This window comes from Aminobacter sp. BE322, assembly GCF_050433525.1.
Lineage (GTDB): Bacteria > Pseudomonadota > Alphaproteobacteria > Rhizobiales > Rhizobiaceae > Aminobacter.
Genome location: NZ_JBNPXB010000001.1, coordinates 75895 through 100433 on the forward strand (window position 1 = coordinate 75895; position 24539 = coordinate 100433).

Annotated in this window: 22 protein-coding genes and 1 pseudogene; 3 read left to right on the forward strand and 20 right to left on the reverse strand. The window is 66.1% G+C overall.

The annotated features are described in order from the left end of the window. Window positions 1–4 precede the first annotated feature (4 nt). The 10 genes and pseudogenes from J2X50_RS00355 to crcB all read right to left on the reverse strand — a co-directional run bounded on the left by J2X50_RS00355 (window position 5) and on the right by crcB (window position 9652). On the reverse strand, window positions 5–712 hold the full coding sequence (locus J2X50_RS00355; protein ID WP_429090491.1) for an ABC transporter ATP-binding protein: 708 nt from the start codon (window positions 710–712) through the stop codon (window positions 5–7). Continuing rightward, the gene (locus J2X50_RS00360) at window positions 705–2468 is read right to left on the reverse strand and encodes an ABC transporter permease subunit (protein ID WP_429090493.1); all 1764 of its coding nucleotides are present in this window, start codon (window positions 2466–2468) and stop codon (window positions 705–707) included. Before J2X50_RS00360 ends, J2X50_RS00355 begins: the two co-directional genes overlap by 8 nt. 41 nt (window positions 2469–2509) lie before the next feature. After that, window positions 2510–3388, reverse strand: a complete 879-nt coding sequence (locus J2X50_RS00365; RefSeq protein ID WP_429090494.1) for a branched-chain amino acid ABC transporter permease — start codon at window positions 3386–3388, stop codon at window positions 2510–2512. A 182-nt stretch (window positions 3389–3570) separates the two neighbouring features. Further along, the gene (locus J2X50_RS00370) at window positions 3571–4407 is read right to left on the reverse strand and encodes a sugar phosphate isomerase/epimerase family protein (protein WP_429090496.1); all 837 of its coding nucleotides are present in this window, start codon (window positions 4405–4407) and stop codon (window positions 3571–3573) included. Window positions 4408–4478: 71 nt separating this feature from the next. Then, window positions 4479–5432 (reverse strand): annotated as a pseudogene (locus tag J2X50_RS00375) (IS481 family transposase). A 111-nt stretch (window positions 5433–5543) separates the two neighbouring features. Further along, on the reverse strand, window positions 5544–6584 hold the full coding sequence (locus J2X50_RS00380; protein WP_429090498.1) for a glutamine synthetase beta-grasp domain-containing protein: 1041 nt from the start codon (window positions 6582–6584) through the stop codon (window positions 5544–5546). 200 nt (window positions 6585–6784) lie between these two features. Further along, window positions 6785–7579 (reverse strand): ATP12 family chaperone protein, encoded by a 795-nt coding sequence (locus J2X50_RS00385; protein ID WP_429090500.1) that lies wholly within the window; start codon window positions 7577–7579, stop codon window positions 6785–6787. Between the two features lie 12 nt (window positions 7580–7591). Then, window positions 7592–8242: an HAD family hydrolase gene (locus J2X50_RS00390; protein WP_429090502.1), complete on the reverse strand. Its 651-nt coding sequence runs from the start codon at window positions 8240–8242 to the stop codon at window positions 7592–7594. 13 nt (window positions 8243–8255) lie between these two features. Further along, entirely contained in the window at window positions 8256–9239 is a 984-nt protein-coding gene (locus tag J2X50_RS00395; protein WP_340041488.1) for an RluA family pseudouridine synthase, read from the reverse strand. Window positions 9240–9274: 35 nt separating this feature from the next. Continuing rightward, window positions 9275–9652 carry a fluoride efflux transporter CrcB gene (gene crcB, locus J2X50_RS00400; RefSeq protein WP_429091797.1) on the reverse strand — a complete coding sequence of 126 codons (378 nt, stop codon included), beginning with the start codon at window positions 9650–9652 and terminating at the stop codon, window positions 9275–9277. A 169-nt stretch (window positions 9653–9821) separates the two neighbouring features. Between crcB and mazG the strand changes: the two genes are divergently transcribed. Continuing rightward, a complete protein-coding gene (mazG, locus tag J2X50_RS00405) occupies window positions 9822–10646 on the forward strand; it encodes a nucleoside triphosphate pyrophosphohydrolase (RefSeq protein WP_429090504.1) in 825 nt (274 codons plus the stop codon). A 77-nt stretch (window positions 10647–10723) separates the two neighbouring features. On the opposite strand, the gene hflX is transcribed toward mazG, so the two are convergent. The 9 genes from hflX to dusB form a co-directional block, all read right to left on the reverse strand. Then, complete coding sequence (gene hflX, locus J2X50_RS00410) at window positions 10724–12115, reverse strand: GTPase HflX (RefSeq protein ID WP_429090505.1); 1392 nt, start codon at window positions 12113–12115, stop codon at window positions 10724–10726. Then, window positions 12116–12361, reverse strand: a complete 246-nt coding sequence (gene hfq, locus J2X50_RS00415) for an RNA chaperone Hfq (protein WP_018428055.1) — start codon at window positions 12359–12361, stop codon at window positions 12116–12118. A 140-nt stretch (window positions 12362–12501) separates the two neighbouring features. Further along, entirely contained in the window at window positions 12502–13365 is an 864-nt protein-coding gene (locus J2X50_RS00420) for a D-amino-acid transaminase (protein ID WP_429090509.1), read from the reverse strand. Between the two features lie 77 nt (window positions 13366–13442). Then, on the reverse strand, window positions 13443–14819 hold the full coding sequence (gene trkA, locus J2X50_RS00425) for a Trk system potassium transporter TrkA (RefSeq protein WP_429090510.1): 1377 nt from the start codon (window positions 14817–14819) through the stop codon (window positions 13443–13445). 32 nt (window positions 14820–14851) lie between these two features. Beyond that, a complete protein-coding gene (locus tag J2X50_RS00430; RefSeq protein ID WP_429090512.1) occupies window positions 14852–16213 on the reverse strand; it encodes a sigma-54-dependent transcriptional regulator in 1362 nt (453 codons plus the stop codon). Further along, the gene (locus J2X50_RS00435; protein WP_429090514.1) at window positions 16203–18491 is read right to left on the reverse strand and encodes an ATP-binding protein; all 2289 of its coding nucleotides are present in this window, start codon (window positions 18489–18491) and stop codon (window positions 16203–16205) included. The genes J2X50_RS00430 and J2X50_RS00435 overlap by 11 nt, the downstream gene beginning before the upstream one ends. A 122-nt stretch (window positions 18492–18613) precedes the next feature. Beyond that, a complete protein-coding gene (gene ntrC / locus J2X50_RS00440; protein ID WP_340041459.1) occupies window positions 18614–20074 on the reverse strand; it encodes a nitrogen regulation protein NR(I) in 1461 nt (486 codons plus the stop codon). Next, a complete protein-coding gene (locus tag J2X50_RS00445) occupies window positions 20071–21204 on the reverse strand; it encodes a two-component system sensor histidine kinase NtrB (protein ID WP_340041457.1) in 1134 nt (377 codons plus the stop codon). Before J2X50_RS00445 ends, ntrC begins: the two co-directional genes overlap by 4 nt. Beyond that, on the reverse strand, window positions 21201–22229 hold the full coding sequence (gene dusB, locus J2X50_RS00450) for a tRNA dihydrouridine synthase DusB (RefSeq protein ID WP_429090516.1): 1029 nt from the start codon (window positions 22227–22229) through the stop codon (window positions 21201–21203). Before dusB ends, J2X50_RS00445 begins: the two co-directional genes overlap by 4 nt. A gap of 140 nt (window positions 22230–22369) precedes the next feature. Here dusB and J2X50_RS00455 point away from each other — a divergent pair, with 140 nt between their 5' ends. Both J2X50_RS00455 and J2X50_RS00460 read left to right on the forward strand, forming a co-directional pair. Further along, entirely contained in the window at window positions 22370–23593 is a 1224-nt protein-coding gene (locus J2X50_RS00455) for a bifunctional 2-C-methyl-D-erythritol 4-phosphate cytidylyltransferase/2-C-methyl-D-erythritol 2,4-cyclodiphosphate synthase (RefSeq protein WP_429090518.1), read from the forward strand. After that, window positions 23590–24096: a CinA family protein gene (locus J2X50_RS00460; RefSeq protein ID WP_429090520.1), complete on the forward strand. Its 507-nt coding sequence runs from the start codon at window positions 23590–23592 to the stop codon at window positions 24094–24096. The genes J2X50_RS00455 and J2X50_RS00460 overlap by 4 nt, the downstream gene beginning before the upstream one ends. On the opposite strand, the gene J2X50_RS00465 is transcribed toward J2X50_RS00460, so the two are convergent. Beyond that, window positions 24081–24533: a type II toxin-antitoxin system RatA family toxin gene (locus J2X50_RS00465; protein WP_429090522.1), complete on the reverse strand. Its 453-nt coding sequence runs from the start codon at window positions 24531–24533 to the stop codon at window positions 24081–24083. The genes J2X50_RS00460 and J2X50_RS00465 overlap by 16 nt on opposite strands. Window positions 24534–24539: the final 6 nt, after the last annotated feature.

Sequence of the window (24539 nt, forward strand, 5' to 3'; positions counted from 1 at the left end):
GCCCTTACTCCGCCGCTGCGGTCGCCGGGGCGTTCAGCTTCTCGTCGAGCTCGGAGGCAAGGCACGAGAACTTCACCTGGCCGCGCTCGATGATCATGGCGCGGTCGGCGTATGGTGCCGTCACCGCCAGATGCTGCTCGACGATGACCACTGCCGTGCCCGTCTGCGCCCAGCGGCGCAGGAAGGCGAGGATCGGCGGCAGCAGCGCCTGGGCGAGGCCCATCGATGGTTCGTCGCAGAGCAGCACCTTGGGCTGGGCAATGAAGGCCTGTCCGAGCGCCAGCATCTGCTGCTGGCCGCCGGAGAGGTCGCGGGCGTAAAGCTTCTGCTTCTCCTTCAGGATCGGGAAGACCGAGTAGATCTCCTCGACCGCATTGTTGAAGCCGGCGCGATCGCCCCGGCGGGCGGCGGCGCCCATGCGCAGGTTGTCGAAGACGCTCAACTCGGGAAACACCCGGTGCCCGTCGAGCACCAGCCGCAGGCCCGACTGCGCCACCTTTTCCGGCGCATTCCCGCCGATCGGCTTGCCGTCGAGCAGGATCTCGCCGCTGTCGGGCTTGTTGAAGCCGGCGATCGCCCGCATCAGCGTCGACTTGCCGGCGCCATTCTCGCCGCCGATCAGCAGGATCTCGCCCGCCTTGGCCGTCAGCGACACGTCGCGCAGCACCGGGATGGTGCCGTAGCCGGCTACCAGATTCTTGACCTCAAGCATGGCGCGACCCCACGAACATATGCTGCACCGCCGGATCCTTGGCGACCACGTCCGGCTTACCCGAGGAAACCACCCGGCCCTGCTCCAGCACCGTGATGGTGTCGGCAATGCCCCACACCAGGTCGAGGTCGTGCTCGACGAGGATGACGGTCTTGCCCATCTGGCGGCTCAGGAACTTGACGAGATTGGCGAAGTTGGTGCGCTCGCTCTGCGACAGGCCGGCGGCCGGCTCGTCGAACAGCACGATGGTCGCTTCCTTGAGCACCGTGCGCATCACCTCCACCAGACGGCGCTGGCCATGCGACAGCAGCGTGGCGCTGTCCTGGCCGAAGCTCTCCTCCATCGCCTTGGCGAGCGAGGTGATGTCGGCGCTGGCCGGGCCGACTCGGGCATCCATGCCGATCTTGAGATTGTCCCACAGGGACATCTGGCTGAAGATGCGCGGCGCCTGGAAGGTGCGGCCGAGGCTCATGTTGGCGATGCGGTCGGCGGCCATGCTGGTGGCGTCGACGCCGTTGATCATGAACGAGCCCGAATTCAGGCGCGACAGGCCGCTCAGTACGTTGAGCAGGCTGGTCTTGCCCGAGCCGTTGGCACCGATCAGGCCATGCACCTCGCCCTTGCGGACCTTGAGGTCGACGGCGCTGACGGCAACCACCTCGCCGAACTTCTTGGTGCCGTTGCGCACCTCGACGGCGATCTCCTCGCTCGGCTCGCGCGACGCCTTGCCGGCCTGCAGGTCGGCCAGGAAGCCGTCGATGCGGAAGGCCTGCTCGCCGCCACCGGTCTGCTTGCGCTTGGCGCGCAGGCGCTCGATCGAGCCGACGATGCCATCGGGGAATGCCATCACGGCCAGCAGCGTCAGGGTCCCGTACATCAGCAGGCGGTATTCGACGAACTGCGCGAGCAGGATGTTGGGCAGGATGAAGACGATCCAGATGCCGATGATCGGGCCGAGCATCTGTCCGCGCCCGCCGACGACGACGGCGAAGAAGAAGACGAAGGACAGCTCGATGTTGAAGCCCTGCGGGCTGACGAAGGCAACCGTCGGCAGATAGAGGATGCCGCAGATGCCGGTGCCGATGGCAGCGATGACGAAGGCGATGAAGCGCATCACGCCCGGCTTGATGCCGAGGGAGCGCGCCGCCTCGGGGCTGAGAGCGGCGACGAACATGCTGCGGCCGAGCTTCGAGCGGCGGATGCCGTAGTGCACGAACAGCGCGATCATCGGGAACACGGCGACCGCGATAGCCAGCGGCGACATGCCGAAGACGGCGGGGTCGGTCAGCGCGGGAACGGTGACGCTGATGCCGTTGATGCCGTTGGTCCACTTGTCGAGCGTCACCAGCAGCTGCGGGAAGACGATCGCCGCACTCATGGTGACGAAGCCGAGGTGGAAGCCCTGGACGCGCAGCGCAGGCAGAGCGAACAGCAGGCCGCCGAGCATGGCGGCGACGACGCCGCCCAGCGACGCGGCGGCGAAAGACCAGCCGTGCAGACCGTAAAGGATCGCGGCGACATAGGCCGCCAGGCCGAGGATGGCGCCCTGGCCGAACGACTTCTGGCCGGCATCGACGAACAGCATGTTCTGGAAGATCGCGGCGGCAATGTAGATGTTGACCAGCTGGAACGTGTGGATCCAGTAGGAATTGCCGGCGATCACTGGCCCGAAACCGGTGATGGCGATCAGCGCGACGCCGATCCACACCTGCGTGAGGTCGGAGTTGAAGCGGCCTTTCGGCTTGGTTTCGGCCATGGGGACGGGTCCGGTTTGTACGTTGGTCGCGGCCTGCATGGTCACACCCGCCTCGCGCCGACGCGCCCGAAGAGGCCCTGCGGCCGGAACATGAGGATCAGCACCAGCACCAGGAGCGAAGCGAGATCCTGGTAGGCGCCGCCGACCTTGTAGGCGGTCAGCATCGCCACCACGCCGACCAGCGGACCGCCGATCAGCGTGCCGGCGTTGGAGCCGATGCCGCCGACGACGGCCGCGACGAAGCCGTTGAGCACATATTTCAGGCCGGCGTCAGGGCTGACCGAGATGACGGGCGCCACGAGGAAGCCGACGGTGCCGACCATCAGGCCGCTGATCGCAAAGGCAATGAGCTGCAGCCGGCGCACCGGCAGGCCGGCGGCGCGGGCGGCGTCGAAATCCTGCGACAGCGCGCTGATGGCGAGGCCGATGAAGGTGCGGCGCAGGAAGAAGCGCAGCGCGAAGAACCAGAACACCATCGCGACGATCGCCAGCGCGTAGGCGCCGGGCGTGCGCGTTCCCAGGATGCGGAAGCTTGGCACCACGCTTTGAACCGAATAGGCGAACGGCCCCTGCGTGATCATCAGCAGGGCCGCGACGATCACCGAAACCGACACCGTCGAAATCAGCCAGCTGTCCTGCTCGACCGACGAGCGCAGCGGCAGGAGCGTTATATAGCCCTGGAAGGCGACTACGGCCGCTATCGCCAGTCCGGTCAGCACCAGCATCAGCCCCCACTGCCCGAGGCCGACCTGGTTTGCCAGGAAGTATGCCGCGAAACCGCCCAGGATGAACATGTTGCCCTGGGCGAAGTTGAAGATGTTGGTAGCGCCGTGGACGATGTTGAAGCTCATCGCGATGGTGGCGAAGATCGAGCCGATGGCGATCCCGCGTATCACGATGATCAGTATTTCGCTGAGCATAAGCTCGCCTCCCTGACCTCACTTATGAACCCGCCCTGCCTGCACCGCGGGCGAGCCCGGAACGCTGACGAGGAAGGGGTATTTTGACGTGAGCTTATGCGTGGCAGCAGCAGTCGCAACATCGTTCGAACGGACTAACGACAAATGCGCACAACCCCGGCGCTCGGCCCGTTCCGGGTTGCCTAAGAGAAACAGCCCCGAGCCGCATCGAACGACGCTTTCGCTGCCTCCCGGAGGCCGAGGGCGGCCAGTACGGGGGAAATCACCTCGACACTGTAGGGCACGGTGACGCCCATCGCGTCGAGCGTCGAGCCAAAGCCCTCGAGGTCGAAGGCGCCCTGCCCGCACAGCCTGCGGTTCATCGTATCGGCTGCCAGGCTTTGAAGCGGATCCCGGTCCGCATCATTGACCTGGACGCAGAGTACCTTTTCCGCCGGGATCCAATTCAGATCGCCAAGCTGCACGCCGGCGCGGAAGATGTGCCAGCAATCGATTGCCAACCCGGCATTGGCAATGCCGTCGACCATGCCCAGGGCCGTGTCGACGTCGCGGACAGTGCCCCAAGCCACGAGCTCGAGCGCGACCGCAATGCCGTGCCGCTCGGCACGCCGGCAGAGTTCGGTGAACTTCCGCCGCATCGTTTCCGGCGTAATGCCTCGCCCAACGAGGTCGGGACCGACGTTCAGCACACCTGCGCCGAGGGCCCGCGCAGCCCGCAAGGCGATCTCCTCGTTGCGCCGCGACGCCTCTCCGGCTTCGCCGTCCATGAACCAATCGGTCAGGAACTCGATCGAAACATGCCTCATGCCGTGCCGGTCGAGCACCGCGCGCATTTCCTCATCGCCGAGGCCCTTGGCTCGCTGTTCGGCATAGTCGCGAAAATGCAGGCACATGCCGGAATAGCCGGCGTTGGCGCATGCCTCGACCCGCTCGGCAAAACCATGCCGGGACGCGACCGGGCCACCAGGCACGACCCCGCTTATGGTGTGGGAACTGCAGACATATTGGCGCGACTTCATGATACATCCTGCGCTGGCGGTCGATCCGTCCAAGATGTCGTGGCCGCCACCGGCTTACAGGTCCGTTCGGACTAGCTGTTTGGTCCCGCAATGAGATGGTGCGGGTTGAACTTGAAGCTTGATGGGTCCTTTGTCCATGCATCGCAGATCACCTGATAGGGTGTTTTCCATCTCAGGGCCTTGAGGTGCTTGGCGAAGTTGTATGCGGTAACGAAAGTCAGGATATGGGCCTTTAGGCTTTGCAGATCGTCGCAGTGGTAGATCTTGACGGTGGCGTCCTTGATGGTGCGGTTCATCCTCTCGACCTGACCGTTGGTCCACGGGTGCCTGGCCTTGGTGGTGCGGTGGTCGATGTCGTTTGTGGCGCAGGCGTATTCGAAGGCGTGCGCTCGGAAGCGCTCGCCGTTGGCGATGGCCTCCTTGATCAGCGGCACGGCCGCCCCTCCTGCACCAGGCGTGGTGAACCGGATGCCGTTGTCGGTGAGCACGGTGTGGATCTTGTAGGGAACCGCCGCGATCAGCCGCAGCAAGAACTCCCTGGAGACGGCGGTGGTGGCCTTCTCGTGCAGTTCGACGAAGGCGAACTTCGAGGTGCGGTCGATGGCCACGAACATGTGTCGCTTGCCCTGTTCGGTGCGCACCTCGGCGACGTCGATGTGGAAGTAGCCGATCGGGTAGCTCCTGAACTTCCATTTCGCCGGCCTGTCGCCCTCGACGTCGGCTTGTCGCCCTCGACTTCGGGCAGGCGGCCGATGCCGTGGCGCTGCAGGCAGCGGTGCAATGACGAGCGCGTCAGCTGCGGAATCGTCGGCTGCAGCGCATAGAGGTAGCCGTCGAGCGGCAGCAGCGTATGGCGCCGGAAGGCGACGATGACCGCCTCCTCCTCAACGGAAAGAACCGTTGACCGCGGCTCTTTCCGCCCCGTCGGAAGGTCGGCTGTCGAAGTCCGCTGCCGCCACTTCGCGACCGTGGTTGACCCCGTAGCGCTTGCCCAGGGCTCTCAGGCTCTCTTGACTATGTTGTATCGCTCGACGGACCGCCTCTGTCGTCCTGGCGCTCCCATGGAGAACCTAGCCCATCCTTCGATTCGGAGGACTAGGGTGCCCCATCAAAGCCTGACATCAAACAGCTAAAGCTTATGCAGCTTCCTTGGTTTCGATGCTGGTCGGCACCGAGGCGATCGTCTTCAGGATCTGCGAGGCGATCTGGTAGGGGTCGCCCTGCGAGTTCGGGCGGCGATCCTCGAGATAGCCGCGGTAGTCGTTGCGCACGAAGCTGTGGGGCACGCGGACCGAAGCGCCACGGTCGGCCACGCCCCAGGTGAAGACGTGGATCGAGGCGGTCTCGTGCTTGCCGGTGAGGCGCAGGTGGTTGTCCGGGCCGTAGACGGCGATGTGGTCGGCGCGGGCTTCGCCGAAGGCTGCCATCAGCGCCTCGAAATAGGCCTTGCCGCCGACTTCGCGCATGTAGGCGGTCGAGAAGTTGGCGTGCATGCCCGAGCCGTTCCAGTCGGTGTCGCCGAGCGGCTTGCAGTGGTACTCGATGTCGATGCAGTACTTCTCGGTCAGGCGCTGCAGCAGGTAGCGCGCCAGCCAGATCTCGTCGGCCGCCTTCTTCGAGCCCTTGCCGAAGACCTGGAATTCCCACTGGCCCTTGGCCACCTCGGCGTTGATGCCTTCATGGTTGATGCCGGCGGCCAGGCAGAGGTCGAGGTGCTCCTCGACGATCTGGCGGGCGATGTTGCCGACGTTCTTGTAGCCGACGCCGGTGTAGTATTCGCCCTGCGGAGCCGGGAAGCCGCTCTCCGGGAAGCCGAGCGGGCGCCCGTCCTTGTAGAAGAAGTATTCCTGCTCGAAGCCGAACCAAGCGCCCTCGTCGTCGAGGATGCCGGCGCGGCTGTTGGACGGATGCGGGGTGACGCCGTCGGGCATCATTACTTCGCACATCACCAGCACGCCGTTGGTGCGGGCCGGATCGGGATAGACGGCGACCGGCTTCAGCACGCAGTCGGAGCTGCGGCCTTCGGCCTGCCGGGTCGAGCTGCCGTCGAAGCCCCACAGCGGAAGCTGCTCGAGCTTGGGGAATTCCGCGAACTCCTTGATCTGCGTCTTACCGCGAAGATTGGGGGTCGGCGTGTATCCGTCCAGCCAAATGTACTCGAGCTTGTACTTCGTCATGCTGTCCTCTCAGTGTCGTGCTGCCGCCGGGAGCGGCTGTTTTGCCGACATAGGATAAGCAAGCCCCGTGCCAACTTCAAAATGCAGCTGATGCAAGGCTTGGCACGACGGCACGCGATTGAAGTGCACAACAATTAGGCAGATGGATGCCGGTCTCCGGCTCGTCCTGCTCAAGCGGCGTGCTGCGCCGCCCCGGCGGGTCAGGCCGGCTTCAGCGCGGTCAGCAGGGCAACGGCCGCCTGCATGTCGCGCTTGCGGTTGGCGCGGCGGGCGACAGCCTCGGAATCCTGGCCCCAATGCTCGATCTGCCAGTCCTCGTCGACATGAGCGGCCGTCCAGGCCTCCTCGACGTCGAGTTCGCCCATCTCCACGGCGAGCGCCAGCAGCGCCGAACCGGTCAGCGCCGTCATGACATGCAGGGCGGCGAGCCGCATCGGCTCCGACCGCTGCGAAAGATGGACGCCGAGCGCCGCGATCGCCTCGCGCGGCTGGTCGACATGCATCACGCCTTCGGCGAGCACGAAACGCGCGCCCAGCGACGCCCTTGCCCAGTCGATTACCGGATCCCAGGCGTCGGACTGGCGCTCGACCAGCTTTTCGGGGCTGTCGGCGCGATAGCACAGCAGATCCGACGACGCGAAACGCAGGATGTCCTCGAGCACCGCCTGCGGGTCGGCGGCGACACCGTCGATCGCCGTGTTGACGAGCCGCAGCACGGGCATTGTGAACGGATCGATGATTTCGGCCTGGGCGGCGAATTCGTCGGCGACGAGCTGCGCCGCCGCCGCGGTGGGCAGCGCGAGCAGGGCCTTGCCGGGCGTGCGCACCGACTTGCCGTCGAGCTGCACGGCATGGGCGCCGTCCACCTCCGCGACCGATGCCGCCTTGTAGAAGCGCTTGGGCAGCGGCGTGCGCATCTGGATCTGCGCCCGGCGGATCGGATCGGGATCGGACAGCTGCGGGCCGGCTTCGAGGTCGCTCAGAATGTCGCGCATGGTTTGTTCCTGTCAGTCGATGAGGGCCAGCAGTTCGGCGGGCGTATCGATCACCGCATCCGCGCCGGTGGCGAACAGGCCTTCGCGGTGGTGATAGCCCCACGACACGCCGACCGCGCGTGCACCCGCGCTCTTGGCCATCTGCATGTCATAGATGGCGTCGCCGACCACCAAAGTCGAGGCTGGGTCGACGCCCATCTCAGCGCAGCATTCCAGCACCATGGCCGGATGCGGCTTCGACGGACAGTCGTCCGCCGTGCGCACGGTGACGAAATAGCGTTCGAAGCCATGCGCTTCGAGCACGCGGCGCACGCCGCGCCGCGACTTGCCGGTGACCATCCCGATCAGCACATTGTCACGGGCCGCCAATGTGCCCAATAATTGTGCAATGCCGTCGAACAGCGGCTCCTCGAAGTCGGGCCGGCGATGCGTGGCATTGAAATGTTCCTTGTAGCGGGCAGCGAGTTGCCGGCACTCGTCGTCGAGCGGACGCTCCAAAAGGGCGGCGATCGCGATGTCGAGCGTCAGCCCGATGATGCCCTTGGTGGCGGCGGGCGTCGGCAGCGGCAGGCCGGCCTCGCGAAACGTCGCCACCATCGAGGCATGGATGATGTCGGCGCTGTCGACCAGCGTGCCGTCGCAATCGAAAAGTACGAGTTTCATGGTCGTCCAGGGCTCACTCGGGCGAGCCGCTTTCCTCGTCGAAGCCGATCAGGTTCCAGCTCTGGCGCATATGCGGCGGCATCGGCGCGGTGACGTCGATCACGCCCTGGTCGGGATGCGGGATGACGATGCGGCGGGCATGCAGGTGCAGGCGGTTCTGGATGCCGCCGGGGAATTCCCAGTTGGTGTCGTGCTCGAAATATTTCGGATCGCCGATGATCGGGCAGCCGATATGGGCGGCGTGCACGCGCAACTGGTGGGTGCGCCCGGTATAGGGCTCCATTTCGAGCCAGGTCAGCGCCTGGGCCGCCTGCTCGAGGATGCGATAGTAGGAAACGGCGTGATCTGCGCCCTTTTCGCCGTGCTTGGCGATACGCATGCGGTCACCGTCCGGCGTCTGTTCCTTGATCAGCCAGGTCGAGATCTTGTCCTCGCGCTTGGGCGGCACGCCCTTGACCAGGGCCCAGTAGGTCTTCCTGGTTTCACGGGCGCGGAAGGCCTCGGCGAGCTTCATCGCCGCAAGGCGCGTGCGCGCGACAACGAGCACGCCCGAGGTGTCGCGGTCGAGCCGGTGGACGAGGCGCGGCTTCTCGCCCTTCTTGTTGCGCCAGGCTTCGAGCATGTCGTCGAGATGGCGGGAGACGCCCGAACCGCCCTGCACGGCAAGGCCGGCCGGCTTGTTGAAGACGAAGACCTTGGGGTCCTCGTAGAGCAGCATCTGGGCGAGCACGTCGCCGTCGTCCTGGTTGCGCATGGTGCGCGCGGTCAGCGGCCCCTCGCCCTTCTTGTCGACGTCGAGCGGCGGAATGCGGATCACATGTCCCGGCTCGACGCGCGTGTCGGCCTTGGCGCGGCCGCCATTGACGCGGATCTGGCCGGAGCGCAGCAGCTTCTGCAGGTGGCCGAAGCCGAGCCCGGGAAAATGGGTCTTGAACCAGCGATCGAGCCGCATGCCCGCTTCGCCGGCTTCCACCGTGATCTGTTCGACGCCTGCCATCATTCACCTGTACGTTTCGAAGCGGCCCAATAGCATCAGCCGATGCTTCTTGCGAGCCACAAGCCGCAAAACAGCGCCAGGACCGCGCCGATCACGCTCGCGAGCGCATAACCCGCCGCCGAAACGGTCGCGCCACGCTCCCAAAGCGTCGCGACGTCGAGCGAAAAGGCAGAGAAGGTCGTGAAGCCGCCGAAGATCCCCGTGGCCACGAACAGCCGCAATTCGTTCGATGCGCCGGCGCGGCGCGCCAGCCAGCCGATGAACAGCCCCATGGCGAAGGACCCGACGATGTTGATGACCATCGTGCCCCAGGGAAAGTTCGGGCCGAACAGGCGCAGCGACACCAGGTTGACCAGATGGCGCAGCGAGGCGCCGATGGCGCCGCCCATTGCAACGAGAGATAGATGCAGCATGGCGACTACCTGCCTGCGCGCGCCATGGACGTCAATGGGCAATGCGCCGTACGAGGCCCGCTCGGGGTTGGAAGCGGGGCCGGCGGGCATCCCAACTACGTTGTGGACAAGCCTTCGGCCGCCAAGGCCATTGTTGGGTCGGGCGCAAGCGGGTAATAGCATCGCTTTCATGCAGCCTTCCAAGGACATCACCCGCCTGATCGAGATCATGGCAGCCCTGCGCGAGCCGGAAACCGGCTGCCCGTGGGACATCGAGCAGAATTTCGCGACGATCGCCCCCTACACCATCGAGGAGGCCTACGAGGTCGCCGACGCGATTTCGCGCAACGACATCGACCATTTGCGCGAGGAACTCGGCGACCTGCTGCTGCAGGTGGTCTACCACGCCCAGATGGCCGAGGAGGCAGGCGAATTCTCCTTCGGCGACGTGGTGCAGGGCATCACCACCAAGATGATCCGCCGCCACCCGCATGTCTTCGGCGACGCCGAGGCGCGCGAAGCGCGTTCGGCCAAGGGCATGTGGGAGAAGATCAAGGCCGAGGAGAAGGCCGAGAGGCGTTCGGCCCGCATCGCGCGCGGGCTCGACCCCGAGGACCACGGCAACGGCTTTCTGGACTCCGTGCCGGTAGCTCTACCGGCGCTGACGCGGGCGCTGAAGCTGCAGGAGAAGGCGGCGCGCGTAGGCTTCGACTGGGGCGAGGCAGCACCCATCCTCGACAAGATCGAGGAAGAGATCGGCGAATTGCGCGAGGCCATGGCCAAGGGCGACCAGGCGGCGATCAAGGACGAATTCGGCGACATGCTGTTTGCGCTGGTCAATCTCGGCCGCCACCTGCAGCTCGATTCAGAGGCGGCGCTCGGCGGCACCAACGACAAGTTCCGCACGCGTTTCCACTATGTCGAAAAGGCGCTGGACGAGGCAGGCCACAGCCTGGAAGCGGCGACGCTCGACGAGATGGAAGCGCTCTGGCAGCGGGCGAAGACGGCGAAGTAGGTTTCTCGCACTGCCCCTCATCCCCCTGCCGGGACCTTCTCCCCGTCAACGGGGAGAAGGGGCAAGCGGAGGCGAACTCAGTGCCTGCCCTTGCGGAGAATCCGCGCCGCGATCTCTTCGCGTGCCGAGGCCGTGGCCCTGATGGTCATCGACACGCTGCCGTCGTCGTTGTCGGTGCGCCTGACCACGTCGCCGTTGCGGTAGAGCCAGTCGATCTGGCCGAGCTGGCTCGGCTCGAGCATCACGTCGATCGTTTCCAGCTCGCCCGAGACCCGTTGCTCGATGAGCGCGGTCAGGGCCGGAATGCCCTCGCCCGTGATCGCCGAGATCGCGATCGGCGGCGTCCCGCGGTCGCCGGAGCTGTCCGAAAGCAGGCGCTCGCGATTGCCCTCGTCGAGCTGGTCGATCTTGTTCCAGACTTCGATGACGCGGTCGGTGTCGCCGGCATCGACGCCGAGATCGGCGAGGATGCGCTCGACGTCGTCGGCCTGGGCTGCCGTGTCGGGATCGGAAATGTCGCGGAGGTGGATGACCAGATCGGCCTCGACCACCTCTTCGAGGGTGGCGCGGAAGGCGGCGATCAGGTGCGTCGGCAGGTCGGAGATGAAGCCGACCGTGTCGGACAGGATGATCGGCGTGCCGTGCGGCAGCCGCACCCGGCGCAGCGTCGGGTCGAGCGTGGCGAACAGCATGTCCTCGGCAAGTACGCCGGCGCCGGTCAGACGGTTGAACAGCGTCGACTTGCCGGCATTGGTGTAGCCGACGATGGCGACGACCGGGAACGGCACCTTGCGCCGCTTGGCGCGGTGCAGGTCGCGTGTGCGGCGCACCGTCTCAAGCTCCTTCTTGAGCTTGAGGATTTTTTCCTGGAGCGCGCGCCGGTCGGCCTCGATCTGGGTTTCGCCAGGACCGCCGAGGAAGCCGGCACCGCCGCGCTGGCGCTCGAGGTGGGTCCAGCTGCGCACGAGCCGGCCCTTCTGGTAATTCAGGTGGGCGAGCTCGACCTGCAGCGTGCCTTCCTTGGTGCGCGCCCGCCGGCCGAAGATCTCGAGGATCAGGCCGGTGCGATCGAGCACCTTGGCATTCATCTCTTTTTCGAGGTTGCGCTGCTGCACCGGCGTCAGCGGATGGTCGACGATGACCAGCTCGGCGCCGCGCTCCTTCACGATCTCGGCGAATTCCTCGACCTTGCCGCTGCCGAGCAGGGTCGCCGGCCGCGGATCGGCAACCGCCACGACCGCCGTGTGCACGGGTTCGAGATCGATTGCCTTGGTCAGGCCGACCGCCTCGTCGTGACGCGCATCGGACGAGCGCGACAGGCGCGGCCGCGCGCTGTCGTCGTCACCCTTGGCCTGGCGCGTGAGCACCGGCACGATGACGACCGCACGCGTGGGGGCTTTGTCGCCCCCTACCGAATCGGGTCCGTTGCTGGCACCGGCCTTGGAGCCGGAATTCCTATCGCGCGCCAATCAGCCGCCCTGGCTTTCCTCGCCGTCGAACATCTGAACCGGCTGGCTCGGCATGATCGTCGAGATGGCATGCTTGTAGACGAGCTGGGAATGTCCGTCGCGGCGCAACAAAACACAGAAATTGTCGAAGGAGGTAACGACCCCGGTCAACTTCACGCCGTTAATGAGGAAAATGGTGAGTGGGTTTTTGCTCTTACGAACTGAATTCAGGAAAAGGTCCTGAAGATTCTGCGATCGTTCCGCCATTGTTTTTTTCTTTCGCCGATCCCTGTCTGCCCGCCAATGCGCCAAATTACACGGCCCATGTCAAGCCGGCAGACACCCCCTTGCCACAACCTGCAGCAAGCTGAACGAGATGAATTTAACCATTTACGCCCAAGCGGTTATCAGGCTTGGATTTTTTCCGCAACGTCAAAAAACGCCTCACGCAGGGAAAGTGCCACCGAGCCGGGATGGCCGTTGGCGACCGGCTGGCCGTCGATCGCGACGATCGGCATGACCAGCGTCGTCGCCGCGGTGATGAAAGCCTCGCGCGCAGCCTTGGCCTCGTCGACGGTGAAGCCGCGCTCCTCGACCCTTAGGCCGAGCTTTGCCGCCACTTCCATCAGCGTGGTGCGGGTGACGCCCCTGAGGATGCCGTGGTCGGCGGGCCGTGTGACCAGCTGGCCGTCCTTGGTGACGATCCAGGCATTGGTCGCCGCCCCTTCCTTAACCGTGCCGTCGGGATCGACGAACCAGGCTTCCTGGGCGCCGGCCTCCTTTGCCTGCTGGCGCGCGAGCACGTTGGGCAGCAGGCCTACCGACTTGATGTCGACCCTGTCCCAACGGTTTTCCGGAACCGTGATCACCTTGAGCCCGGCCGCGACTTTCCTGGCGGCGGCGGCAGGGTCGGTGCGCTTGGCGGTCACGACCAGCGCAGGGCGGGTTCCCGCCACCGGGAAGACGTGATCGCGCGGCGCCACCCCACGGGTGACCTGCAGGTAGACCATGCCGTTGACGACGCGGTTGCGGCGGATGACCTCGCGCATGACGTGGACGAGCACGGCCCGCTTGAGCGGCCATTCGATGCGCAGCTCGGAGAGCGAGCGGTCGAGCCTGTCGAGGTGCCGCTTGCTGTCGACGATGAAGCCGCGCGCCACCTCGCAGACCTCGTAGACGCCGTCGGCGAACTGGTAGCCGCGGTCCTCGATGTGCACGCTGGCATAGGCATGCGGGAGATAGCGGCCGTTGACATAGGCGATGCGCGGCATGGTTCGAACCCCTCGGCAAGTTTGCGGCGTTCTACCCGATCTCGGCCGGGCAGCAACGGAGATACTGGTGATCCAGGTCAGAAGAATTCCAGGCTGACGCGGAACATCTGCTCGACCTGCTTGACCGCCTTGTCGAGCGCGAAGATGACGACGCGATCCTTCGGCTTGATCTTGACGGAGCCGCCCGGCTTGATGACCTGGCCGTCGCGGTAGATCGCGCCGATGCGCATGCCGTCGGGCAGTTCGAGGTCGCGCAGCTGGGCTCCGACCAGCGGCGAGGTTTCGAGCGCCTCCGCCTCGATGATCTCGGCAGCCCCCCGCTGCACCGAATGCACCTGCCGGATACGGCCGCGGCGGACATGCTGGAGCACGCGCGAAATGGTGACCGCGCTCGGATTGACATAGGCGTCGATGCCCAGCGACTTGGTCAGGTCGTGATAGGACGGGCTGTTGATGAGCGCGAGGTTGCCCTTGCAGCCCAGGCGCTTGGCCATGACGCTCGACAGGATGTTGACCTGGTCGTTGTTGGTCAGCGCCACCATGAGGTCGGCGTCCTGGATGTCGGCCTCGAGCAGGAGCTTCTGGTCGAGCGCGCTGCCGTTGAGCACCACCGTGCGGCGCAGCGCATCCGCCGCCTTCACCGCACGCTCCTTGCTGGCCTCGATGATCTTGATCCTGGTGCGGCCCTGACGCTGCTCGATGGTGCGCGCGACATAGAGCCCGATATTGCCACCGCCGGCGATGACGATGCGCGTCGCCTCCTGTTCGTCGTGGCCGAACAGGCCGAGCGTGCGGCGCACCTGGTCCTTGGTGGTGACGACATAGGCGAGATCGCCGGCCATGAGCTGATCGGCCGAATGCGGGATGAACAGCTGGCCGTTGCGGCTGACGCCGACCACGGTCGACGGCAGATCGGGAAAAAGCTCGGTGAGCTGGCCCAGCGGCGTGTTGATGACGGGGCAATCATCGAGGCATTCGATCGCCACCATGACGATGCGGTTCTCGGCGAAGCGCACGACGTCGGTGGCCCCCGGCAGCGTGATGCGCCGCAGCACCATCTCGCCGACCTCGAGCTCCGGCGAAATGATGACGTCGATCGGCAGGTGATCGCGCGAGAACAGGTCCTGATAGTGCGGCTGCAGATAGGCCTGGGAACGGATGCGCGCCACCTTCATCGGCACGTTGAACAGCGCGTGCGCGACCTCGCAGGCGACGATGTTGACCTCGTCGAACAAGGTGACGGCGATGATCATGTCGGCGTTCTGCGCGCCCGCGGCCTCCAGCACCTCGGGATGCGAGCCGTGACCGACATAGCCGCGGACGTCGAGCGAATCCCGGACCGACTGGATGAGCTCCGGCGCCGTGTCGATGATCGAGACGTCGTTCTTTTCGGCCGCCAGCCGCTCGGCTATGCCGTAGCCGACCTGCCCCGCTCCGCAGATGATCACGCGCATGTGGGATGTCTATCCTGGCTGGCCGGCGGCGTTCAGACGCCCAGCGACTTCAGTTTGCGGTGCAGGGCGGAACGCTCCATGCCGATGAATTCGGCCGTCTTGGAGATGTTGCCGCCGAAGCGGTTGATCTGGGCGATGAGATATTCCTTCTCGAACATCTCGCGCGCCTCCCTGAGCGGCAGCGCCATGATGTGCTGGTCGGACTGGCTCGGCGCGCGCGGCATGACGTCGCCGATCTCGGACGGCAGGAGGTCGGCGGTGATCGGCGCCTCCGGATCGTCGCCGCGGGCGAGGATGAGCAGCCGCTCGATGTTGTTGCGCAGCTGGCGGACATTGCCCGGCCAGTTGTGGGCCTGGAGCACGGCCAGCGCGTCGTCGCCGATGCGGCGCGGCTTGATGCCCGCCTGCTTGGCCATCTGCTTCATGAAATTGTCGACGAGATAGGGAATGTCCTCGCGCCGCTCGGCGAGCCCCGGCACCATCACCGGGACGACGGCCAGGCGATGGTAGAGATCCTCGCGGAACCGCCCTTCGGCGATCATCGCCTCGAGATTCTGCGCCGTCGACGAGATGATGCGCACGTCGACCCTGACGCGCTTGGTGCCGCCGACGCGCTCGAACTGCTGGTCGACCAGCACGCGGAGGATCTTGTTCTGCGTCTCGCGCGGCATGTCGGCGACCTCGTCGAGATAGAGGATGCCCTGATGCGCCTCCTCGAGCGCGCCGACCTTGCGCTCGCCACCGTTCGATTCGGTGCCGAACAGCTCGATCTCCATACGCTCGGGCGTGATCGTCGCGGCGTTCAGCGTCACGAACGGCCCCGCCTTGCGGCCCGAATGCGCGTGGATGGCGCGCGCCACCATCTCCTTGCCCGAACCGGACGGCCCGATGATCATCACGCGGCTGTTGGTCGGGGCCACGCGATCGATGGTCTGGCGCAGCTGGCTCATCGCCGAGGACATGCCGATCAGGTCCTGGGTGTCGCCGCTGCGCATCTTCAGCTCGGAGACCTCGCGCCTGAGCTTCGAGGTCTCGAGCGCGCGCTCGGCGATCAGGATCAACCGGTCGGCCTTGAACGGCTTTTCGATGAAGTCGTAGGCGCCGCGCCGGATTGCCGAAACGGCGGTCTCGATGTTGCCGTGGCCCGAGATCATCACCACCGGCAGACTGGGGTGCAATGTCTTGATCTCGTCGAGCAAGGCCAGCCCGTCCAGGCGCGAGCCCTGCAGCCAGATGTCCAGGAACACCAGGCGCGGCGCGCGATCCGCGATCGCGGCGAGCGCGCTGTCGGCATCGAACGCGGTGCGGGTCTCGTGGCCCTCGTCGCTCAGGATGCCGGCGACCAGTTCACGGATGTCTTCCTCGTCGTCGACGATGAGAATATCAGACGCCATTTCCGACCTTTTCGTTTTGTCCGTCCTGCGCTGCGTCTCCGGTATCGGCCGGGGGGGCCTCTTCGGCCGCCGCAGGCAAGATCATGCTGATCATCGCGCCGCGGCCGCCGTGGAAATCGGCAGGCGCGTCGTGAAGCTCCAATCTTCCGCCATGGTCCTCGACGATCTTCTTGACGATAGCGAGGCCGAGGCCCGTGCCTTTTTCGCGCGTCGTCATATAAGGCTCGAGCAGGCGCTGGCGGTTCTCCCGCGGCAGGCCCTTGCCGTTGTCTGTCACGTCGATGCGGATCGTCCGGCCGTCCCGCCTGGCGCGGATCCTGATGACGCCGCCCTCGCCGCTCTCGCGCTCCACCGCCTCGATGGCTTCGGCGGCGTTCTTGATGACATTGCCGAAGGCCTGCGCCATCAGGCGGCTGTCGAACGTGCCCTTGAGCGGTCCGGGCGGCACGTCACGCTCGAAGGCGATGTCCGAACGGCTCACCTCGACCAGGAACGAGGCCTCCCGCAGCGGCTCGCGGATGTCGACGACCTTCATTTCCGGCTTCGGCATGCGCGCGAACGCCGAGAATTCGTCGACCATGCGGCCGATGTCGCCGACCTGGCGGATGATGGTGTCGGTGCACTGGTCGAAGACCTCGCGATCCTCGGTGATGACCTTGCCGTAGCGGCGGCGGATGCGCTCGGCCGACAGCTGGATCGGGGTCAGCGGGTTCTTGATCTCGTGGGCGATGCGCCGCGCCACGTCCGCCCAGGCCGAGGTCCGCTGCGCGGTGACGAGGTCGGTGATGTCGTCGACGGTCACGACGAAGGACTTGTCGTCGGTTTCCTTGTCGCCCTCTTCCACGGTGACCTGGACGTTGAAGGTGCGCTCCGCCCCGGCACGGTAGAAGGTGACTTGCTCGCGATAGACCGGGCGCCCCGACCTGCGGCCGATCTCGAAGACGCGGCCGACATGCGGCAGGAGAACCGAGAGGTTCTGCCCGAGCGACGCATCGGCCGGCAGCGCCAGCATGGCCTCGGCGGACCGGTTGACGATGGTGATGCTGCCATAGGGGTCGACGCCGATGACGCTGGCCGTCACACCGGAGAGCACCGCTTCCGAGAAGCGCCGCCGCTCGTCGATGACGTCCTTGGCCGTGAGGATCTCGTTGCGCTGCGACTTGAGCTCCTGCAGCATCTTGTTGAACGTGCCCGCAAGCGCCGCTACGTCGCCATCCGACGGCCGCACCGGCACCGAGACGTCGAGATTGCCGGTGGCGACCTCGTCGGCCGCGCCGATGAGCTGCCGGATCGGCCGCACCAGGCGGTCCGCGACGGCGATGCCGGTCCAGATTGCCGAAAGCACCACGATCAGCGTCAGCCCGAGATAGAGCAAGGCAAAGGCGATCTGAGTGGTACGCCGGTTGGCGCCGAGGTCGCGATACTCCTCGGTGTTGGCAGTCACGATCTGGCGCGCCCTGATCACGTCGGGGTCGACCAGGCGGATGGTGTAGAGGTAGAGCCCGTCGATCTCCCGCAGCTTGATGATCGCGCCGACGATGTTGCGTGTCCTCGGATCGATCAGCACCGGCTTGCCGTCGGCAGCGGCTTCCACCGCCGCTGCCGGCGGCTCCGGCATGGCGAAGTCGGCGCCGGTCTTGGCGCTCATGACGAAGGAGCCGTCGGGCTTGATCAGGGCTGCGTGGGCGAGCGCGCGCAGCTGCGCCTGCCGGCCCATGAAGTCGAGGAAGCCGCCGCGGTCGAGGCCATAGAGCGACCGCGCATTGTCGAGGTCGTTGGCCATAGACAGCGTGGTGTTCTGCAGGTTGCGGGCGTTTTCCTGCACATAGGCTTCGGCGATCGACAGCGACGAATTGACGATCGTCTTGGTGCGGATCTCGAACCAGCGGTCGAGGCCGATGTTGAGCGTGATCGAGGCGACGATGGCGACGAGCAGCGCCGGCAGCGCCGCCACCAGCGCAAACATGGTGACGATGCGCACATGCAGGCGCGACGCCGCCTTGCCGTGGCGCCGGGCCATGACGATGCGGCGCACCTCGAAGACGATCAGTCCGACGAGGATCAGGACAAAGCCGGCATTGATGGCGATCAGTGTCAGCGTGGTCGTCGAATCGGGCGTGATCGGCGTCACACCGACCAGAATCGCGAAGGAAACCGCCGCCGTGACCAGAGCCGCGGCGATCGCCACCACCCCAGGAAGCGCGAGCAGACGGCGGCCGTCCTGCGCGCCGCGCGGGCTAAAGATCGGTTGCTTCAGAGATGGAGCCTGAATCGCCATGCTGCCTTGTTGAGACGCGAATGCGTCACATCTATGCAACGCATTGTGGCGATTGTGCAACATTTCCGCCGCCGGCGAAAATGTTTCGTCGGCCTATCGACAGCTGGATTCGGAGGTGGCGATCAGCTGACGCGCGACGATTTGTAGACGTTGACGCCGAGTTCGCGGATCTTCTTGCGCAGCGTGTTGCGGTTGAGCCCCAGAAGCTCGGCGGCCTTGATCTGGTTGCCGCGCGTCGCGGTCATCGAGGCGAGCACCAGCGGATATTCGACTTCCGCGAGGATCCGCTGGTAGAGGCCGGGCGGCGGCAGCTCGCCGGCGAACATGGCGAAGTAGCGCTGCAGGAAATGCTCGACGGCCTGGCCGACCGACAGGTCGTCGGGGATGAGATTGCCGCCGGGCACGACCGGCTGCTGCTCGCCGGTCTTGAGTTCCGCTTCGATGATCTCGGCCGAAATCTCGTCCTGGGGGTAGAGCGCAGCGAGGCGCCGCACCAGGTTCTCGAGTTCGCGCACGTTGCCCGGCCAGGGATAGCGCTTCATAAGCTCCACGCCTGCGACGGAAATGCGCTTGGCCTGCAGGCCCTCATTCATGCCCTGCTTGAAGAAATGGCGCACAAGATCCGGAATATCCTCGGCTCTTTCACGCAAGGCGGGCAGCCGCAGCGGCACCACGTTGAGGCGGTAGAACAGGTCCTCGCGGAACAGGCCCTGGTTGATCAGCGTACGCAGGTCCTTGTTGGTGGCGGCGACGATGCGGACGTCGGTCTTGATCGGGGTGCGCCCGCCGACGGTCGTGTATTCGCCCTGCTGGAGCACGCGCAGCAGCCGGGTCTGGGCCTCCATCGGCATGTCGCCGATCTCATCGAGGAACAGCGTGCCGCCTTCGGCCTGCTCGAAGCGGCCGGTCGAGCGGTTCTGCGCGCCGGTGAAGGCGCCCTTTTCGTGGCCGAAGAGCTCCGATTCGATCAGGTCGCGCGGGATAGCGGCCATGTTGATCGCTACGAACGGACCGTTGCGGCGGCGACCATATTCATGCAGCGCGCGCGCCACCAGTTCCTTGCCGGTGCCCGACTCGCCGGTGATCATGACCGTGAGGTCTGTCTGCATCATGCGGGCCAGCATGCGGTAGATGTCCTGCATCGCCGCCGAGCGGCCGACCAGCGGCATGGCATCGGGCTGCTCGTCGTGGCGCGCGTCGAGCTTGGGCCGACGCGGCTCGGCGAGCGCGCGATTGACGATGCTGAGCAGCTCGGTCAGGTCGAAGGGCTTGGGCAGATACTCGTAGGCGCCGGTCTCGGAGGCGCGGATCGCGGTCATGAAGGTGTTCTGGGCGCTCATGACGATGACCGGCAGCTCGGGCCGCGCCTTCTTGATGCGCGGCAGCATGTCGAAGGCGTTCTCGTCGGGCATGACGACGTCGGTGATGACGAGGTCGCCCTCGCCCGCCGCCACCCAGCGCCACAGCGTGGCGGCATTCGACGTCACCCGCACGTCGTGGCCCATGCGCGACAGCGCCTGGTTGAGCACCGTGCGGATGGCGGCGTCGTCGTCGGCGACGAGGATGTTTCCGCGCTGGCTCATGCGTGCTCTCCCTGGATGTCGGCGTCCGGCGCCTGCAATTCCTTCCAGGCGGGCAACAGGATGCGGAAGGTGGTGCCCCTCGGGGTCGAATCGCATTCGATCACCCCGCCATGGTCGCCGACGATCTTGGCCACCAGCGCCAGGCCGAGCCCCGAACCGTTCGGCTTGGTGGTGATGAAGGGGTCGAACAGGATCGGCAGGATGTCTTCGGAGACGCCGGGACCGTTGTCGTGGACGCAGAATTCGAGCGGCAGCGACACGCGGTCCTGGGTGCCGGGGATCGACATGCGGATGCCTGAGCGGAAAGCGGTCGACAGGGTGATCTCGCCGCCCGGCTGGTGGCCGATGGCCTCGGCGGCGTTCTTCACCAGATTGAGGAAGACCTGCACAAGCTGGTCGCGGTTGGCATAGACCGGAGGCAACGACGGATCGTAATCCTCCAATATCTTGATGCCGTTGGCAAAACCGTTGCGGGCAATGGCCTTCACATGGTCGAGCACGACGTGGATGTTGACCGGATAGCGGTCGATCGGCCGCTCGTCCGAAAACACCTCCATGCGGTCGACGAGCGCCACGATGCGGTCGGTTTCGTCGGTGATCAGCCGCGTCAGCGCCCGGTCCTCGTCTGAGGCGGAGAGCTCGAGCAGCTGGGCCGCGCCGCGAATGCCCGAGAGCGGGTTCTTGATCTCGTGCGCCAGCATGGCGGCAAGTCCCGTCACCGAGCGCGCCGCACCCCGGTGCGTCATCTGGCGGTCGATCTTGTCGGCCACCGAGCGCTCCTGCAGCATCAGCACCACCGACCCCGGCAATTCCGGCACGGGCGATACATAGATGTCGACCATCTTCTCGATGCCGAGACGCGGCGAGGAGACGTCGACGCGGTACTCGTTGACCGGCGTGTTGCGCTCGCGCACCTGATCGACCAGCGTCAGGATAGGGCTGCCGAAGGGGACGAAGCGGGACAGCTCGCTGCGCGCCAGCACGGCGGCGCTGGAGCGGAAGAAGTCCTCGGCGTCGGCATTGGCGAAGGTGATGAAGTTGTCGGGCCCGATCATGATGACGGGGCGGCGGATCGTGTTGAGCACGATCTGCGCGGCATCGGCGGCGGCCGGAACCATGCTGGAGCTCATGCCGCATTCCTTTCGGGAAAACTTCCGCCGAACGACGCAAGGGCTTCACGCAACGACGAAATCACCTGCTTCGGCTCGAACGAGGTGAGCACCCCGCGACGCAGATGGTCCGGCACGCCGAGGGTATGGCGGTCGAGATACCAGCCGAGGTGCTTGCGCGCCTGGCGCAGGCCGCTTTCGGTACCGTAGAGCGCGAGCATGTCCTCGTAGTGGGAAACGACGTAGTCGGCCATCGCGCCGGTTCCGGCCGGCAAGCCGCCCGCCGCCCCGCCGGTCGCAGCAGCTGCGATCGCGCCCGCCGTCCAGGGCGCGCCGTAATGCGAACGCCCCGCCATCACCGCATCGGCGCCCGACTGCGCGAGAATTTCGGCCGCATCCTCGGGCGTGGCGACGTCGCCATTGGCGACCACGGGAATGCCCACCGCCTGCTTGACGCGGGCGATCGCGCGCCAGTCGGCCCTGCCCTGGTAGAACTGGCAGCGCGTGCGGCCATGCACGGTGACCATCTTGGCGCCGGCCTGTTCGGCGCGACGGGCAAGTTCCGGAGCGTTGAGCGCGTCGTCGTCCCAGCCGAGCCGCATCTTGACGGTCACCGGCACGTCGACCGCCCCGACCACAGCATCGATCAGCGTCAGCGCGAAGTCGAGATCGCGCATCAGCGCCGAGCCGGCATAGCCGCCGGTCACCTTCTTGGCCGGGCAGCCCATGTTGATATCGATTACATCGGCACCCTCGCCGGCGGCGATGCGGGCGCCCTCGGCCATATGGGCGGCCTCGCGTCCGGCAAGCTGCACCATGTGGACCGGCAGGCCGGAATGGCGGATGCGGAAGCCGCTGGAGCCCCGCCCCTTGGCGAGTTCGCCGCTGGCGACCATCTCCGAAACCACGAGGCCGGCGCCATGCGCATGGGCGCGCGTGCGGAATGCCTCGTCGGTCACGCCCGACATCGGCGCCAAGAACACGCGATTGCGGATCGTCACGTCGCCGATCGACAACGGTTCGCCGAGTTTCGCCAGATCAATCATGCACAAAAACAAAGCATCGTTCGCCTCTGCACAATGAGTAGACAGGTTCGCCCTATTGTGCAACTGCGAAATGACAGCCGAATGAGGCGCTTTCGGGATTCCTCTGGCCTTCTACGATGCGCGCGACTAAGCCTCACCTCATGAACGACAGAGCCTTGCCCACAAGCCGTCCTCCGACCGTCGCCGCCGTCATCGTCGCGGCCGGACGCGGCGAGCGCGCCGGCCAGGCCGACGGCCCCAAGCAATATCGCAGGATCGGCGGCAAGGCCGTCATCTGGCACACGCTGAAGGCATTTCTCGAGCATCCGCGGATCGGCCCGGTCGCGGTCGCCATCCACGCCGACGACGCCGAGCTGTTCGCCGTGGCCGCGGGAGAATACGCCGCCCGCGTCACGACCGTGGTCGGCGGCGCGACGCGGCAGGATTCGACCCGCTTCGCCTTGCTCGCGATCAAGGACGCAGCCCCCGCCGCGGTCCTCATCCATGACGGGGTCCGGCCCTTCGTCGGCGCCGAGGTCATCGACAGGACGATCGCCGGCATCGACGACAAGCACGGCTCGCTGCCGTCGCTGCCCGTTTCCGACACGCTGAAGAAGGAAGCCTTCGACCGCACCGTGGCGGAGACGGTGCCGCGCGCCGGCCTCCATTCGGCGCAGACGCCGCAAGGCTTTCCGTTCGCGCCGATCTTTGCCGCCCACCAGCGGGCCTTCGAGGCCGGGCGCAGCGACTTCACCGACGATGCCGCCATCGCCGAATGGGCGGGCATTCCCGTCCGGCTGGTGCTCGGCTCGCCCGACAACGTCAAACTCACCTGGGCACGGGACATCACCATGGCCGACCAGCGCCTTTCCGGCCAGATTCCGCATTTTCCCGACGTCCGCACTGGCAACGGCTATGACGTGCACTCCTTCGAGGCCGGCGACCACGTCACCCTGTGCGGCGTGAAGATCCCGCATTCGAGGAGGCTCAACGGCCACTCCGACGCCGATGTCGGCCTGCACGCGCTGACCGACGCGCTGCTCGCCACCTGCGGCGCCGGCGATATCGGCACGCATTTCCCGCCTTCCGATCCGCAGTGGAAGGGGGCGGCCTCGCGCCTGTTCGTCGAGCATGCGGCGGCCATCGTGCGCTCGCGCGGCGGCCGCATCGCCAATGCCGACATCACGCTGATCTGCGAGGCGCCGCGCGTCGGGCCGCACCGGGCGGCGATGACGGCCGAGCTCGCCGACATGCTGCGCATCGCGCCCGAGCGCATCTCGATCAAGGCGACCACCAACGAGAAGCTGGGCTTCGTCGGCCGCGAGGAAGGCATTGCCGCGATCGCCACCGCGAGCGTGGTCTATCCCGGAGAGCTGCCCGAATGAGCGACACGAGCGCGCTCGCAGCCGCGCTGCTCGAAGCCTGCGAGGCACACGGCCTGATGATCGCGACAGCCGAGAGCTGCACGGGCGGCTTGATCGTTGCGGCCCTGACCGACATCGCCGGCTCGTCGGCCGTGGTCGACCGCGGCTTCGTCACCTATTCCAATGAAGCGAAGATGGAGATGCTCGGCGTCTCCGAGGCGACGCTCAAGGCGCATGGCGCGGTCTCGCGTGAAACCGCGCTCGAGATGGCCGCCGGCGCACTCGCCCATTCGCGCGCAAGCCTCGCGCTCGCCGTGACCGGCATTGCCGGCCCGGGCGGCGGCTCGGCCGAAAAACCGGTCGGCCTCGTCTGGTTCGGCATAGCCAGAAAAGGGATGCCGGCGGAGGCCGAGTTCCGCCTGTTCGAGGACAAGGGCCGCGACTTCATCCGCCACGAAACGGTGAGGACGGCGCTGGGGCTTGGACTGAAGGCTACGGGCCAGGCCGGCTACGCGGCCCCGTAGATCGTGTCCGCACGCTTCTCGAAGGCTTCCGAAAACATGCGGAAGGCGCGGTCGAACATCGTGCCCATCAGCGCGCCGAGGATGCGGCTCTTGAACTCGTAGTCGATGAAGAACAGTACTTCCGCGCCGCCGCCGGGCGCGTCGACGAATTTCCACTCGTTGGTGAGGTAGCGGAAGGGGCCGTCGAGATATTTGACGTCGATGGTGTTTTCGGCCGGCGTCAGCAGCACCTGGGTCGTGAAGGTCTCGCGGATCGCCTTGTAGCCCACCGTCATGTCGGCCACGAGAACCTCGCGGCCGTCGCGCTCGCGGCGGGTGCGCACGTTGAGCGCCTCGCACAAGGGCAGGAACTCGGGATATTTCTCGATGTCGGCCACGAGGGCGAACATCTCGTCCGGCGAATGGCCGACGTGGCGGGTGGTCTCGAACTTCGGCATCCGCTG

Coding starts and splice junctions, on each gene's coding strand:
- J2X50_RS00430 (WP_429090512.1), bottom strand. CDS start 16,213: ATGGCGTCTGATATTCTCATCGTCGACGACGAGGAAGACATCCGTGAA.
- ntrC (WP_340041459.1), bottom strand. CDS start 20,074: ATGAGCCAGCGCGGAAACATCCTCGTCGCCGACGACGACGCCGCCATC.
- J2X50_RS00380 (WP_429090498.1), bottom strand. CDS start 6,584: ATGACGAAGTACAAGCTCGAGTACATTTGGCTGGACGGATACACGCCG.
- J2X50_RS00395 (WP_340041488.1), bottom strand. CDS start 9,239: ATGGCAGGCGTCGAACAGATCACGGTGGAAGCCGGCGAAGCGGGCATG.
- J2X50_RS00420 (WP_429090509.1), bottom strand. CDS start 13,365: ATGCCGCGCATCGCCTATGTCAACGGCCGCTATCTCCCGCATGCCTAT.
- mazG (WP_429090504.1), top strand. CDS start 9,822: ATGCAGCCTTCCAAGGACATCACCCGCCTGATCGAGATCATGGCAGCC.
- trkA (WP_429090510.1), bottom strand. CDS start 14,819: ATGCGCGTGATCATCTGCGGAGCGGGGCAGGTCGGCTACGGCATAGCC.
- J2X50_RS00455 (WP_429090518.1), top strand. CDS start 22,370: ATGAACGACAGAGCCTTGCCCACAAGCCGTCCTCCGACCGTCGCCGCC.
- J2X50_RS00445 (WP_340041457.1), bottom strand. CDS start 21,204: ATGAGCTCCAGCATGGTTCCGGCCGCCGCCGATGCCGCGCAGATCGTG.
- J2X50_RS00385 (WP_429090500.1), bottom strand. CDS start 7,579: ATGCGCGACATTCTGAGCGACCTCGAAGCCGGCCCGCAGCTGTCCGAT.
- hfq (WP_018428055.1), bottom strand. CDS start 12,361: ATGGCGGAACGATCGCAGAATCTTCAGGACCTTTTCCTGAATTCAGTT.
- J2X50_RS00460 (WP_429090520.1), top strand. CDS start 23,590: ATGAGCGACACGAGCGCGCTCGCAGCCGCGCTGCTCGAAGCCTGCGAG.
- J2X50_RS00365 (WP_429090494.1), bottom strand. CDS start 3,388: ATGCTCAGCGAAATACTGATCATCGTGATACGCGGGATCGCCATCGGC.
- J2X50_RS00370 (WP_429090496.1), bottom strand. CDS start 4,407: ATGAAGTCGCGCCAATATGTCTGCAGTTCCCACACCATAAGCGGGGTC.
- J2X50_RS00360 (WP_429090493.1), bottom strand. CDS start 2,468: ATGGCCGAAACCAAGCCGAAAGGCCGCTTCAACTCCGACCTCACGCAG.
- J2X50_RS00390 (WP_429090502.1), bottom strand. CDS start 8,242: ATGAAACTCGTACTTTTCGATTGCGACGGCACGCTGGTCGACAGCGCC.
- dusB (WP_429090516.1), bottom strand. CDS start 22,229: ATGATTGATCTGGCGAAACTCGGCGAACCGTTGTCGATCGGCGACGTG.
- J2X50_RS00435 (WP_429090514.1), bottom strand. CDS start 18,491: ATGGCGATTCAGGCTCCATCTCTGAAGCAACCGATCTTTAGCCCGCGC.
- J2X50_RS00355 (WP_429090491.1), bottom strand. CDS start 712: ATGCTTGAGGTCAAGAATCTGGTAGCCGGCTACGGCACCATCCCGGTG.
- crcB (WP_429091797.1), bottom strand. CDS start 9,652: ATGCTGCATCTATCTCTCGTTGCAATGGGCGGCGCCATCGGCGCCTCG.
- J2X50_RS00465 (WP_429090522.1), bottom strand. CDS start 24,533: ATGCCGAAGTTCGAGACCACCCGCCACGTCGGCCATTCGCCGGACGAG.